Genomic DNA, 13,735 nt, shown 5'->3' with positions numbered 1-13,735 from the left:
GTTGTGCGGATTGATTCACTATTACGCCTGTCTGTTGAGTTTCCTTGCGTACAACCATGCTATCTTCCGTTCGTTCGGATAGCTCAGCACATCGTCCAAATCAGCAAAATCCACCCAAATGGCGTCTTCGGCCTCATGGTCGGGATCGCCTTCGACGGTCAGCTCGCCGCCGATCTGCCGCAACGCGAAGTGGTGCACCAGCTTGTGCACGCGTTGGCTGGTACCGGTGAACCAATAGTCGATGGTGGCGATGGAATCGACCACCTCGCCCAGAATGCCGGTTTCCTCATGCACTTCGCGCACGGCCGTCTGCTGCGGCGTTTCGCCTTTTTCGATATGTCCCTTCGGCAGGCACCATTCCAAATGCCCGCTGCGTGAATGACGTGCGATGATCGCCACGCGACCCTTGTCGTCGAACACCAGCCCGCCCGCCGAATACTCGCGCACCACCGGCAGCTCCTGCGCGTCAAGCGATGCGAACGTGGTCGGACCATCCGCGGTGCGCCGGCGCGGCATCATCGCCGGCGTAGGCGCGCTCGGCGTGATGATCGTGCGCTGCTGCAATTGCTGTAGTTGTTGCAGCTGCTGCAGCGAAACCGACTGCGATGTGTACAGCAGTTCGTCCGGTTCCAGCGGATTTTGGGCATGGTCGTCCGCAGCATGGGCAAGCATGCGTGCAAGGTCTGCGGGCGTAATCATGATTCCAACCATACTCAATTCTGTGTGCAGGTGGGGTAACGGTATGCTGGTAAACGGAAAACTTGTGGTGCTGAAAGGTATGGCGTGAACTTCGAAGTGTGGCCAGAGGCCATTGAATTAGGACGTATGTTTGCTGCGGAAGGCTATGAACTGGCACTGGTCGGGGGTCCTGTCCGCGACCTGCTGCTGCATCGCAAATCGCATGATTTGGATTTCTGCACATCGGCGCGTCCCGAGCAGTTTGAGCATATTCTGCGCCGTTTTGGGCATGATGGCTTCTGGGATATGGGCCGCAAATTCGGCACGCTCGGCGCGATGCGCAGGCGTGAGGACGGCACCGAGGTGAAAGTGGAGGTGACCACCTACCGTTCCGACACGTACGACCCCGACTCGCGCAAGCCGGAAGTCAATTACGGCGACACGCTGGAAGGCGATCTTTCCCGCCGCGATTTCACCGTCAACGCGATGGCGTTGCGTGTTCCGGAACTCGAATTCGTCGATCCGTTCGGCGGTGCGAACGATTTGGCCAAAGGCGTGCTGCGTACCCCCGTCGATCCGCGGCAGTCGTTCGACGACGATCCGTTGCGCATGATGCGCGCCGTGCGTTTCGTGGCGCAGCTCGGCTTCCGCATCGAGCCGGAAACCGCCGAAGCGCTGTCCGACATGGTCGATCGCATCGAAATCGTCTCCGCCGAACGTGTGCGCGACGAACTGGTCAAGCTGCTGCTGTCCGATCGCCCGCGCGCCGGCATCGAAGCGTTGGTCGATTCTGGTCTTGCCGACATCGTGCTGCCGGAAATTCCCGCGCTGCAGCTGGAAATCGACGAGCACCATCGCCATAAGGACGTGTTCGAACACACCATGATCGTCATCGAACGCGCCGTCGCCCTCGAAACCGGTCCCGACGGTCCGGTGCCGGCCCCGGACCTGACGCTGCGTCTGGCGGCTCTGCTGCACGACATCGGCAAGCCGAAGACCCGTCGTTTCGAAGCGGGCGGCAAGGTGAGCTTCCACCGTCATGACGCCGTCGGCGCGAAGATGACACGCAAGCGTTTGAAGGCACTGCATTTCGACCACCACATGGTCGAGGACGTCAGCGAGCTGGTCAACCTGCATCTGCGCTTCCACGGCTACGTGGAGGAGCCGTGGACGGATTCCGCGGTCCGCCGCTACGTCAAGGACGCTGGCCCGCTGTACGAGCGTCTGAACCGCCTTACGCGCGCCGACACGACCACGCAGAACAAGCGCAAGGCCATGATGTTCTCGGCGGCCATGGACGAGATGGAACAGCGTGTACGCGACCTGAAAGAAAAGGAAGACTTCGACGCGATCCGTCCTGACCTCAACGGCGACGAGATCATGCAGCTGCTAAGTATCGAACCAGGCCCGATGGTCGGCAAGGCGTACAAGCACATGCTGGAATACCGCCTCGATAACGGTCCGGTGGAGCGTGACGTGGCCGTTGCCGAGCTGGAACGCTGGTACAAGGAGCAGAGCGAATAGCGATTGACATGCGGTGGTTTCGCCGCATGCATGGAACAGTGTGCTTGGAACAGCTCGAATACGAAAACCCGCGTTCCCGATTGGGGGAGCGCGGGTTTTTCATATTGCCTATATCGATTTCGATTGGCGGTCAGCTTTGCGGATTCACCGCATCATGCTCGGGCGCCTTGGGCAGGTCGGTCATCTTGTCCACCGCGACGCAGCCCTGGATGCCGGTGATCGCCTTGCCTGCGGCGGGAACCTTCTTCGTATCCTGCAGATTGTCGAATGTGGCGCCCACGATGACGTCGATCAGCTGGTCCTGACGGTCGTCCATAACCAGCATGGCGTCGGTGAAATTGCTTGCCACGGTGTACGCCTGATTCACGCCGTTCTTGCCGAAGACGATCATCGTGCGATCCACCTTCTTGGTGTAGTTGTCCGGCGTCTGGGGGTTGAACTCGCGGTTCTGCAACGCGTCGCTCACCGCCTTGGCGAAGCCGGAGAACTTCGTGCCGTTGAGCACACGCAGCGTGATGTTGCGATTCTCCACATACTTGGCCTTGCTGCCGTCGGCTTCCTTGATGGGGCACGGTGCCTGCTGGCCGTAGTTCGGCTGTACGGCGGCCGACTTGACGTTGCCCAGGCCTCCGACATGGAAAAAGAACAGCAGGGACACCACCATGGCGACCACCATGACGGCTCCGACGATGCTGAACACCGTCTTCTGACGGCGGCGAATGTACTCTTTGCGCGCGGCGCGCTCGTCGTTAGCCTGGGTCATTTACGAATTCCTTTTGAACAAACCAATTGCCATCAACTTTACTGTCATGCGGTGATATGTGTCATGCGGTGATATGCACAATCGGTCGGGCTGGGGCGTTCGTGGCGATGATGCGATCGACGCAACGGCTGTCCTGCCATGCCCGCTGCACGGCGTCCGCCGCATCCTCCGTCGGCACGAACGCGATGACGGATGGGCCGGAACCGGAGACGAACGCCTGGCTGGCTCCCGCACGCAAGGCTTCCTCGATCGCCTGTCCGCTACGCGGATGCAGGGAGACCGCCGCCTTCTGCAGGTGGTTCTCATCGCCATCGCCGGCACCGATCTGATCGAATGTGGCATACACTTCCGGCGTGCGCAGTTCCGCACGGTATGCGCCGACCAGCAGATGGCCGGTAAACCCACGTTCCGTAAGATCGCGTACGATATCGCCATCGTCATCAAGCTGTTCGATGCGTTCGCCGAAACCGGTGCCGCGCGCGTAACCGCCGGTCAGACAGAACGGCATGTCCGCGCCCAGCGTGGCCGCGACTTCCTGCAGGCGTTCGATCGGCCAATCGAGATCCCACAACGTGTTCAATGCCAGAATCGTCGCCGCCGCATCGGCGGAACCGCCGGCCATGCCCGCGCCGACGGGGATGCGCTTGTCGATGTTCAACGCCACGTCCGGCTCATGGCCGCTCGCTTCGGCCATGGCGAACAATGCCAGCACGGCATGGTTGCGGCGCATATCGCTGCCGGAAGAGGCCAGGTCGCCCAGATACGCGCCCTCGAGATTCAGCGAGAAGCCGCTTCCCGGCGCTTTGCGCGTGGCGGTGACGGTGTCGTATACGCCGACCGCGCAATAGATGGTGTCGAGTTCATGACGGCCGCCCCATTCGGCATGCGACGGGCCCACATGCAGGGTCAGATTCGTTTTCGCCGGGCAGTCCACGCTCACGGCGTTGATGGTGGCCGTTCCGATGGCGGGCGAATCAATGGTGCTCATGACGCGAACACCTCATCCAACGCGCGTGCCAACGCCACGAATTCGTCGATGGTGAGCGTCTCGCCACGACGGGTCGGGTCGATGCCGGCCTTCTCGAACGCTTCGGACGGCACGATTTTCTTCAATGCGGCGTGCAGGGTCTTGCGGCGCTGCCCGAAAGCCGCGTCGATCAAACGGAACACGGTTTCGCGATCCACCACGGAACCGTCCGCATTGTCCGCGGCGGGGGCGTGACCGCCCGGGTAGCGCTTGAACAGCACCAGCGCGGAATCGACGTTCGGGGCCGGCCAGAACACGTTGCGGCCGATGACGCCCACGCGTTCCGCGGTGCCGTACCATGCGAGCTTCACGCTCGGCGTGCCGTAGATCTTCGAACCGGGCTTCTCGCTCAAACGGTCCGCCACTTCCTTCTGCACCATCACCAGGAAGGTGCCCAGATTGTCGAAACGTTCCAACAGGGTGAGCAGAATCGGCGTGGCCACGTTGTACGGCAGATTGGCCACCAGCGTGAAGGAATCGTCATCCTTGAAATCGGGCAGATTCTCCGGATTGACGGTAAGTGCGTCGCGGTTGACCACACGGAAGCGGTCCACGGCGTCCGGCATGAATTCGGCGATGGTTTTCGGCAGGCGTTCGGCGACCGGCGGGTCGATTTCCACAGCCGTCATCGTGGCGCCGGTTTCCAGAATCGCCAGCGTCAGCGAACCCAGTCCGGGACCGACTTCCAGCACATGGTCGTCGGCGGTCACGCCGGCCTCGCGCACGATGCGACGCACGGTTCCCGGATCAATCACGAAATTCTGCCCGAATTTCTTCGTTGGGCTGATACCCGCGTCGGCGGCGATGCGTCGGATGTCGGCCGCCCCCAGCAAATGGCCCTGCGTATGCTCGTTCACGTTTTCCGTCATTCCCTCTTCTGTCATTCCCTCATTATCCGTTCATGCCGGTACGAAAATCGTTGGCGATTAGCCGGATCAGTACCATCCGGTCTGTTCGGAGTGCTGCCACGCCGCGGACGGGCTGCCGTACCGCTGTGCGATGTAGCTCAGACCCCAGTCGATCTGCACGGCGGCATCGTCCTTCCAATTCGCGCCGAACGTGGCCATTTTGCTGCCCGGCAACGCTTGTGGAATACCGTATGCGCCCGAATACACGTTTTCCGCGCTCCAGCTCCATCCGGATTCGCGATTCCAGAGTTTGACCAGATCCGTCCAGTTCTGGCCGGTCCAGCCGCGCTGCGCCGCCGCGCCGGAAGCGTAGGCCTGTGCCTGTGCCGCGGAAGGATGGTACAAGCGGCAGCCTGCGGAAGGATTGCTCGGCTGCGGCGTGGGCTGCGGTTTGGGCTGGGGTGCGGGAGTCGGCTGCGGTGCAGGGGTTGGTGTGGGGGTCGGTGCCGGATCGTCCTTCTCGGTGTTGTTGGAATTGTTATTCGAGTTGTTGTTCGAATTGTTCTTATCCGAGGAATCCGACTTGTTCGAATCGGTTTTGTCGGAATCGGACTTATTCGAATCGGACTTATTCGAGTCGTTCTTACCCGAATCGTTCTTGCCGTCGTCCGTCTTGCCGGAATCGCCGTTATCGCCGTTGCTGTTGCCGTTGCCGCTGTTGTCGGATTTGTCGGATTTGTCGGTATCGTCCGTAGTTTTTTCCGGTCCGACCGCAATGACTTTGTCGATGGCGATTTTCGTGGTTTTCTCTCCGGTCAGCGTCTCGCTTTCCTTCACGCCATCCACGTAGGTGACGGCGTACGTCTGCTGGATTTCGCCGTTTTCGCCTTCCTGCCGTACCGTGACTTCGCCCGGCTGCAGGTTCGGGTCGATGATGGTCTGCGTGCCGAACGGCACTTCCTTCGTGCGGGTCTCCTCACCATGCGTCACGCGGCGGACGCGCAGAATGGTCGTCTTGCCGTCCTTTTCGACACTGACGCGATCCTCCTTGCCCAACGTGATGCCTTTGGCGTCAAGAATGGAGGCAGCGGGCAGCTTGCCGTTCGGCGCCACCGAGCTTTTCCCGTCCGCGATGACGGTGACGGGCCCCTTCTGGTTGATGATGAGACCGCCGGTGAGCTTGTTGTAGACGTTGCTGATATTGACGGTGATTTTCGCCGCTTCGGTTTCGTTTTGGTTGAAGAAGTCCAGCAACTGCTCGGCGCTGGACGCGACCGTCCAGAACGGCACTTCCTGGCCGTCGATGGTGATGGTGGTCTGGTATGCGCTCTGCACGTTCACCACATCATGGTTCTTCAGCATGCTGGTCGGGCTGGTCGATTCCACCAGGTCGTGCGTTTTGACTTTCACGCCCTGCTCCTGCAGCAGACGGTCCACGCTCATCGCATATGTGGTCACCGTGGTGGTCTCCCCATTGACGGTCAACGCCACGGATTTGCGCGCGCCCACACCAAACGCCAACGCCGAAGTCAAAGTCAATGAGGCCACGCATGCCATGACGCGGACACGACGAAGCGTCACGAATCTCCGAGGGGTCCACCTTCTCGTCATTTATCCTCTTTTCAGCGCTGCCTACAACGCCGTTATTGTAACGGCTCAGCTGGAACGGTCGCCGTGCTTTCCGATGGTTTTATCCATACCGCCACATTTTTGAAAGCAGGTGCGAAAAGCGAAAAAATAAAAAGGGGGCAGGAGAGAAGGGGATGTCCTGCCCCCGGTCGGACGAGACAGGTTGGGGGACGTCTCGTCCGCTTTGCCAGAAGTCTCAAGTTGGGGGAAGACTTCTGGAGCACTTACCCATGGTAAGAGGTCCAAGCCCGTCATACGGGTTCGAGCCTCCTGTCGGGATCGAACCGACGACCTGCCGCTTACAAGGCGGCCGCTCTGGCCATCTGAGCTAAGGAGGCATGTCCTCTTTTGCTATGAAAACAACAGAGGAACGATGAATAGCATAACCAGCGCTTCCACCGCAGTCAACTTAGCATTGCGGGTTGAGACGCGCCGGCTGCCCGTAAGGGGTTATTCGCCCGTGGTGACGGAAATCGGCCCCTTCTTGGCTCCGATGGACGGCATCTTGCCGGCAACGCCGACTTCGCTGTCCTTCAGGCCGATCGATTCCAACAGACCGTCCTTAACCGTCGTCTGGGCGGTGGTCAGCTGGTCCATATCCCAATACTTGCCGTTGATGATCACGGTCGGCGTGGTCATGCTGCCCTTGTAGCTGCCGGACTGATGCCACAGTTCGGAACGCTTCGGCGTGTAAGTGTCGATCGCATCAAGCCATTCCTGATAATCGCGGCCAAACGCCTTGTCCGCAACATCCTTGGAAACACCCGCGGCGATCATCTGCTCCTTGATCTTGGCGTCGCTCACCGACTTGTATGCGGAGCCTTCCTCCGGCTGGAAATCCTCGGCGTAGACCTTCTCCAGGAAGGAGATCAGATGGTTCGGGTCGCTGTCATGCTCGGCCAGGTAGATGGCCGCGTTCGCCGCGCGACTGGAATACTCGTCGGTGGACCAACGGTCCATGAACGCCATGAAATGCAGGTCCAGATTGATCTGGCCGGCATCGACCATCTTCTGCAGGTCGGCGTCCAACTGGCGGTGCAGGTTGCCGCAGCCCGGGCACAGGAAATCCATGTAGAGCTCGACGGTCGGCGCGCCCTCCACAGCCTTGCCGTAGCCGTTCTTGGAAATCAGCAGGCCGCCCTTCTTATCGACGAGCTTCGGAGTGTTCTTCACTTTCTGCAACGCCGTGTACGCTTCCTGCACGGTTTCGGTGGAAGCCTTCGTTTCGGCCTTCTTATGCATGTTGTGGTACACGGTGAACGCGCCGATCGCCACCAGAATCACCAGCACCGCCACCACGATGCCGCCGATGATCGTCTGCTGCTTGCGTTCCTTCTCCATCTGCTCGGCGCGCGCCTTCATCGCTGCGGCCTCAGCGGCCCTACGCTCGGCGCGGCTGGTACGCTTCTGCGCATCCTTGCTGTTCTGGGCCATCGATATTCCTTTCGACCTCACGTTGTTATGCTGGGCACCATACTAGCGATGCCTTGCTATCGATTCGCCGGGAATTCCGTATTGCCTTGCGATTGCGTCGGCAGCTCGCTCAAGTGGCGCAGATACGGCTGTTTACGCAGTGCGCCGCCGCCCAATCGCAGTACGATCGCGCCCGGAGCGGCCACGGCCACAAGCCAGCCGATCGCGCAGAACGCAGCCTGCGCCAGCCCGCTTTCGGAAAGCGGACCGCCAAGCAGCGTCGGCATCGGAATCGTCAATCCAAATATCCACGTATCCATCACGGCATACGGAAGCTGCAGCACGACCGTGGTGAGCGACAAACCCAGCGCGGCCACGGCCAACATGATCAGCGTCCGCACGATGGCGACGCCGAAGCCCTTCACGATGTGCCAGGGCAGTCCCGCCAATCGCAGCAGCCAGTCGGAACTTTTCTTCTCGCCGCCACGTTTGCCTTCGCGCTCGAGCTGCGCCTCCGTGTTGAATCCGATGGTGGCCAGCGCACAGGCGAACAGCAACGCGGCTGCCATCGCCGTCCACAGTGAGAACAGTCCGCAGACGGCCACGGGAATCGCCATCAGCGCGCAGGGGAGCATGCCCCGGCCCAACATCGCGCCACGCTTCACATCGGCGGGATTGGGTGCTTCCGCAACGTTCGGCCCATCCATACCGGGTACCGGCGGGAATGACATTGCGGGCGATTGCTGCGCCGCGGCCACCGTGGCCTGCGGTATGACGGACGGTGGCTGCCGCATGGCGATGCGTTGCAACGCGGGTTTGATGGTCGGGTCGACTTGCGTCGGCGCTTCCGCTGGATTCCATGCGTTCTGGGCCGGCAGCATTTGTGTTGACGGCATGGATTGCGGCATTACCTGCGTGCCTGTCGGCATCGCCCGCGTGCCTTGCGATTGCGGCATCGTGCGCGTGTTGTCCACGTTGGGAAGTGCGTCGGAAAGCACACTGGTCTCGGCATCGTCAACAGGTGCGATCACCTGCGTTGCGCTCGCGTCGGATTGGCTGGTCACTTGTTTCCCGATTACTTGAGTTGCGCTCACATCGGGCTGCCCGATCGCCTGCGTTGCTTCGCTGAGCCTTGGCATCGTGCGCGTGCTGATGGCGTTTTCGCCGGTTATGTCGTCCTGCAATCGCCACAACGTGCGCGGATTGTCGGGCGATTCAACAAAAGGGGGCATCGCCTCCGTATCGCCATCCGCTGCGCCACCATTGTCGGCCGCAACCCACGCCTGCGGATTCAACGCATCCACGGCGATCGCCTGCAGCAAATCGTCCGGCGTGCACCGCTTCGTCCGATCCGGATTAAGCGCCGAACGGAACGCGGCCATCGTGCCCGCAGGAAGTCCCGCAAGATTGGCGCTGCCTGCCGCCGCACGTTCCAACACGGTCATCATCGGCTTCGTGCCGAACACCGGCTCACCCGTAGCGGCGAACGCCAATACGCTCGCCACCGACCACCAATCGGTCATTTCATCCGATTCCGCGCCATCAATGATTTCCGGCGCGATGAACCCCGGCGTGCCCATCACCAGACCGGTACGCGTCACATGGCTTTCGCCTTCGCCCATAGCGATGCCGAAATCCACCAATACCGGGCCGGTGCTCGACACCATCACATTCGTCGGCTTGATATCGCGGTGCACGATGCCGGCCGCATGCACGGCACGCACCGCCTCAATCAGCTTGCGTGCCAGCCGTTCCAAATCGTCGCCCACATATCGGCCATTGACGCGCACATCCTCACGCAGATTCTTGCCTTCGATCAACTCGGTCACAATAAAAGCCAACGCGTCGTCAAGTTCCATATCCACAATGCCGCACACGCCCGGATGCCGCACCTTCTGCAACGCCATCGCCTCCCTGCGCAGGCGCTCGCGTGCGGTCAACTCGTCGCGCTGCTGCTGCGGGGAATCGTCGTCGGAGAGGGAATCGCGCAAAATCTTCATCGCATATTGATGGCCGCCATCGTCCCGCACACGCCATACCGAGCCCATGGCACCCGAACCAAGCCGGGAAATCAATGTGTAGCCGCCAACCAGGCTGCCTGCTTCCAGATTCAATGCGCTTAAGTCGCTCATACTTCCATCGTACTTGGCGTGCAGATTATGCACGCGAATTGACAGGCTGGGGAAAACGCCATGTGCCGCACGTTGAAGTCTGATGAAATCGAATCATCGACATGAAGAAGTGTCTTCACTTGCCGCACGCATCTGCAGCCACTTCACCGAAACCATGAGATGCGGGGCAGTGTTGAATGGTTTCGCGGTTCCGATAAAGGCATCGGAGCCTACGTGTCGTTTGGTTATGAGAATCAAGGAGGAGGCAGACCATGCTGCAAATCAACATGGCTGACGTTATGAACGTCATCGGCTCATTGACGCCGTACCTTATTGCGATTGGCGTGCTGTTCGCGCTCGCGCTGATTATCACTTTTGCCGTCAACAAGAAGACGGTCAAGGACGTGGCGACCCGTAAGATCGTCCATTCCGAATCCTGGCTGGTGGCGCTTGTCGGCATCGTCGTGGCCGTGTCCATGATGCTGACCGGCCCGCTTTCCACGCTGCTCAACAACGCGACCACCACCAAGTACATGCTGTCCGACACCACCGTTTCCAAAGCCAACGAGCTGGCCAAGGAAGTGCAGTCGGAAGCCATCACCATGCTGAAGAACGACGATTCCAACCTGCCGCTGTCCAACAAGAAGGTCAACGTGTTCGGTTGGGGCTCCACCAACCCGGTTTACGGCGGCACCGGCTCCGGCTCCATGTCCGACCAGTACGAGACCGTTTCCATGCTTGACGGCATGAAGCAGGCCGGCATCGAAACCAATTCCGAGCTGACCAAGCTGTACACCGACTACCGCAAGGACCGCCCGATGGTGGCTATGTGGTCGCAGGATTGGACCCTGCCTGAGGTTCCGGCCAAGCAGTATTCCGACAAGCTGATCTCCGACGCCAAGGACTTCTCCGACGAAGCCGTCATCACCATCACCCGCGTCGGCGGCGAAGGCGCTGACCTGCCGACGAACATGAAGGCGAAGGGCATCACCTACAACAACAATTCCAAGGACTACGAAGATTTCAAGGATGGCGAGCACTTCCTGCAGCTGTCCCAGACCGAGCGCGACATGATCGACCTGGTCACCAAGAACTTCAAGAAGGTGACGCTCGTCTACAACGGCGCCAACGCGTTCCAGTTCGACTTCCTGTCCCAGTATCCGCAGATCAAGTCCGTGCTGTGGTGCCCGCCGGCCGGCCAGACCGGCTTCTCCGCACTGGGTGAGGTGCTCGCCGGCGATGTGAATCCGTCCGGCAAGACCTCCGACACGTTCGCGAAGGACCTGACCAAGACCGCTGTGTTCAACAACACCGATGGCACCGCCGCCGGCAACGCTTCGTCCGTCGGCACGAACGGCAAGTTCACTTACGACAATGCGGATGATCTCACTGCTTCCTACATGGGCTTCAGTGGCGACAAGGTCACGGTGACCCCGACGTTCGTCAACTACGTCGAAGGCATCTACGTTGGCTACAAGTTCTATGAGACCGCCGCCGACGAAGGTCTGATCAACTACGACGACACCGTCATGTTCCCGTTCGGCTACGGCCTGTCCTACACGACGTTCAAGCAGGAGATGGGCAAGGTCTCCTACAAGAACGGCAAGATCTCGTTCGATGTGACCGTCACCAACACCGGCGATAAGGCCGGCAAGGACGTGGTCGAGGTCTACTACAACCCGCCGTACACCGATGGCGGCATCGAGAAGGCATCCAAGAACCTGGTTGCGTTCGAAAAGACCAAGAAGCTCGAGCCGGGCGCTTCCCAGACCGTGAAGATCGAGTTCGACGATGACGACATGGCCTCCTACGACCAGAAGGACGCTAAGGCGTACGTGCTGGAGCAGGGCGATTACGACATCTCCATCCAGTCCGATTCGCACCACGTGATCGACCATCAGAAGGTCACCGTGAAGGACACCGTCACCTACAATTCCGACTCGAACACCCATAACGGCGATGCCGTGGCCGCCACCAACGAGTTCGATTACGCCGCCGGCGACGTGACGTACCTGTCTCGCGCGGGCCACTTCGCGAACTATGCCAAGGCCACCGCCGCTCCGACCAACTTCTCGATGAGCGACGAAGCCAAGGCCGAGTTCACCAACAACAGCAACTACGATCCGAAGAAGTATGACAACGATTCGGACGAGATGCCGACCACCGGTGCCAAGAATGGCCTGAAGCTGTACCAGATGTATGGCAAGGATTATGACGACGCCGATTGGGACAAGCTGCTCGACCAGCTCACCTTCGACGATATGGACAACCTGATCGCCAATGGTGGTTACGGCACTCCGGCTGTGAAGTCCGTCGGCAAGATCCAGCTGACCGACGCCGACGGCCCGGCCTCGCTGAACAACAACTTCACCGGTGTTGGCTCCATCGGCTTCCCGGCCTCCACCGCGTTCGCCTGCACCTGGAACCGTGATCTCGCCAAGCAGTTCGGTGAGATGATCGGCGACATGGCTCACGACATGCACGTGGCTGGTTGGTACGCTCCGGCCATGAACATCCACCGTTCGGCATTCTCCGGTCGTACCTTCGAGTACTTCTCCGAGGACTCCCTGCTCTCCGGTGCGATGGCCTCCAACGAAATCGCCGGCGCCAAGTCCAAGGGCGTGTACTCCTTCATGAAGCACTTCGCACTCAACGACCAGGAGACCAACCGCACCAACATGGTGTGCACGTGGGCCAACGAGCAGTCCATCCGTGAAACCTATCTGAAGCCGTTCGAGATGAGCGTGAAGGAAGGCGGCGCCCAGGCCGTGATGAGCTCCTTCAACTACATCGGCTACACCTACGCCGGCGCTTCCAGCAACCTGCTGCAGACCGTGCTGCGTGACGAGTGGGGCTTCAAAGGCTTCGTCCTGACCGATTACTTCGGCGGCTACGGCTACCAGAACGCCGATCAGGAAGTGCGTGCGGGCAACGATTCGATGCTTGCCACCACCAAGATCACCAACCACATCACCGATAAGTCCGCCACTTCCGTGAAGGCCATGCGTCAGGCCGCGCACAACATCCTGTACACGGCCGCCAACAGCTGGCAGTACGCGAATGGCGAGCCGAAGGTCGCCACCCCGATCTGGAAGACCGCCATGTACGTGGCTTGGGGCGTGGTTGCGGTGCTCGTGATCGGTCTGGAGTTCCTGACCATCAAGCGCTACCTGAGCCGCAAGAAGGCCGTCGCCACGATTGAGCCGGCTGCAGAGCCCGCTCAGGCCGAGTGATTGGCTGATAACTGAAAACCAATAATTGAATACCAAGCCGGGAGTCTCCGTGGAACATGGAGCCTCCCGGCTTTTGTATCTCATTGCCTTCGTTCGGATCCGTGTGCTGCTTTTTCTTGGCGCTGTATTTCCTGATATTGCATTGGTGCGGTTGTCAGGCTATGGATCTCATATCGCGGTCATAGCGCAGATGGCTGCATTGTTCGCGTCTTCGCTTCATCCGCATTTGGCTTTGCGATTCCGACACGCCGTGGGTTGTTGTTTTCGCGTTCACCTGGCCGTGGTTTTAGCGTCCTATGATGGTGTCATCGACGGTTTCAGGTCGCGTTTGGCTCGTTTTCGACACGCCGATGGAACGTTGGATTTCCAACGGTTCACGCGTTGTTCATGCGGCCCGGGTTGCGCGGATCGCGATCGTGCTGTAAGTTTATCTCTTGCTGCCGCTCAGCGAGTGGTCCGGATGGTTCCGGATTGCGAGGTGGGTGAGTGGTGGTGGTTTGAGAACTCAA

The 13,735-nt window shown here is 60.1% G+C and carries 10 protein-coding genes and 1 tRNA gene; 3 read left to right on the top strand and 8 right to left on the bottom strand.

Translation table 11 applies throughout. The features are described 5' to 3' along the window. Positions 1–21: 21 nt before the first annotated feature. Positions 22–699 (bottom strand): NUDIX hydrolase, encoded by a 678-nt coding sequence (locus KSX58_RS02875; protein WP_021912890.1) that lies wholly within the window; start codon positions 697–699, stop codon positions 22–24. A gap of 84 nt (positions 700–783) precedes the next feature. On the opposite strand from KSX58_RS02875, the gene KSX58_RS02870 reads away from it, so the two are divergent. Beyond that, on the top strand, positions 784–2,202 hold the full coding sequence (locus KSX58_RS02870; protein WP_021912891.1) for a CCA tRNA nucleotidyltransferase: 1,419 nt from the start codon (positions 784–786) through the stop codon (positions 2,200–2,202). A gap of 130 nt (positions 2,203–2,332) precedes the next feature. On the opposite strand, the gene KSX58_RS02865 is transcribed toward KSX58_RS02870, so the two are convergent. From KSX58_RS02865 to KSX58_RS02835, 7 genes are all read right to left on the bottom strand, one after another. Then, positions 2,333–2,965 carry a LytR C-terminal domain-containing protein gene (locus KSX58_RS02865; RefSeq protein ID WP_021912892.1) on the bottom strand — a complete coding sequence of 211 codons (633 nt, stop codon included), beginning with the start codon at positions 2,963–2,965 and terminating at the stop codon, positions 2,333–2,335. A gap of 61 nt (positions 2,966–3,026) precedes the next feature. Continuing rightward, positions 3,027–3,953 (bottom strand): 4-(cytidine 5'-diphospho)-2-C-methyl-D-erythritol kinase, encoded by a 927-nt coding sequence (locus KSX58_RS02860; RefSeq protein ID WP_021912893.1) that lies wholly within the window; start codon positions 3,951–3,953, stop codon positions 3,027–3,029. Next, a complete protein-coding gene (rsmA, locus tag KSX58_RS02855) occupies positions 3,950–4,861 on the bottom strand; it encodes a 16S rRNA (adenine(1518)-N(6)/adenine(1519)-N(6))-dimethyltransferase RsmA (protein ID WP_085392686.1) in 912 nt (303 codons plus the stop codon). The genes KSX58_RS02860 and rsmA overlap by 4 nt, the downstream gene beginning before the upstream one ends. A gap of 66 nt (positions 4,862–4,927) precedes the next feature. After that, positions 4,928–6,451 carry a G5 domain-containing protein gene (locus KSX58_RS02850; protein WP_039776060.1) on the bottom strand — a complete coding sequence of 508 codons (1,524 nt, stop codon included), beginning with the start codon at positions 6,449–6,451 and terminating at the stop codon, positions 4,928–4,930. A gap of 282 nt (positions 6,452–6,733) precedes the next feature. Then, positions 6,734–6,807: transfer RNA gene (locus KSX58_RS02845), tRNA-Thr, on the bottom strand. 112 nt (positions 6,808–6,919) lie between these two features. After that, positions 6,920–7,903 carry a thioredoxin domain-containing protein gene (locus KSX58_RS02840; RefSeq protein ID WP_003807126.1) on the bottom strand — a complete coding sequence of 328 codons (984 nt, stop codon included), beginning with the start codon at positions 7,901–7,903 and terminating at the stop codon, positions 6,920–6,922. A gap of 56 nt (positions 7,904–7,959) precedes the next feature. Then, positions 7,960–10,014 (bottom strand): serine/threonine-protein kinase, encoded by a 2,055-nt coding sequence (locus tag KSX58_RS02835; RefSeq protein ID WP_055309217.1) that lies wholly within the window; start codon positions 10,012–10,014, stop codon positions 7,960–7,962. A 251-nt stretch (positions 10,015–10,265) separates the two neighbouring features. On the opposite strand from KSX58_RS02835, the gene KSX58_RS02830 reads away from it, so the two are divergent. Together KSX58_RS02830 and KSX58_RS02825 are read left to right on the top strand one after the other, a co-directional pair. Then, a complete protein-coding gene (locus KSX58_RS02830) occupies positions 10,266–13,226 on the top strand; it encodes a glycoside hydrolase family 3 protein (RefSeq protein ID WP_217735761.1) in 2,961 nt (986 codons plus the stop codon). A gap of 25 nt (positions 13,227–13,251) precedes the next feature. Beyond that, on the top strand, positions 13,252–13,735 hold a 484-nt coding region (locus KSX58_RS02825), incomplete at its 3' end, for a hypothetical protein (protein ID WP_217752039.1).

This window comes from Bifidobacterium sp. MSK.17.10, from assembly GCF_019129655.1.
Lineage (GTDB): Bacteria > Actinomycetota > Actinomycetes > Actinomycetales > Bifidobacteriaceae > Bifidobacterium > Bifidobacterium adolescentis.
The sequence above is the reverse complement of the archived record's forward strand: the minus strand, read 5'-3'. Positions and strand labels throughout refer to the sequence as shown.

Excerpts from the sequence above, each read along its gene's own strand:
- KSX58_RS02875 (WP_021912890.1), bottom strand. The coding sequence starts at position 699 with ATGATTACGCCCGCAGACCTTGCACGCATGCTTGCCCATGCTGCGGAC.
- KSX58_RS02830 (WP_217735761.1), top strand. The coding sequence starts at position 10,266 with ATGCTGCAAATCAACATGGCTGACGTTATGAACGTCATCGGCTCATTG.
- KSX58_RS02835 (WP_055309217.1), bottom strand. The coding sequence starts at position 10,014 with ATGAGCGACTTAAGCGCATTGAATCTGGAAGCAGGCAGCCTGGTTGGC.
- rsmA (WP_085392686.1), bottom strand. The coding sequence starts at position 4,861 with ATGACGGAAAACGTGAACGAGCATACGCAGGGCCATTTGCTGGGGGCG.
- KSX58_RS02860 (WP_021912893.1), bottom strand. The coding sequence starts at position 3,953 with ATGAGCACCATTGATTCGCCCGCCATCGGAACGGCCACCATCAACGCC.
- KSX58_RS02865 (WP_021912892.1), bottom strand. The coding sequence starts at position 2,965 with ATGACCCAGGCTAACGACGAGCGCGCCGCGCGCAAAGAGTACATTCGC.
- KSX58_RS02850 (WP_039776060.1), bottom strand. The coding sequence starts at position 6,451 with ATGACGAGAAGGTGGACCCCTCGGAGATTCGTGACGCTTCGTCGTGTC.
- KSX58_RS02840 (WP_003807126.1), bottom strand. The coding sequence starts at position 7,903 with ATGGCCCAGAACAGCAAGGATGCGCAGAAGCGTACCAGCCGCGCCGAG.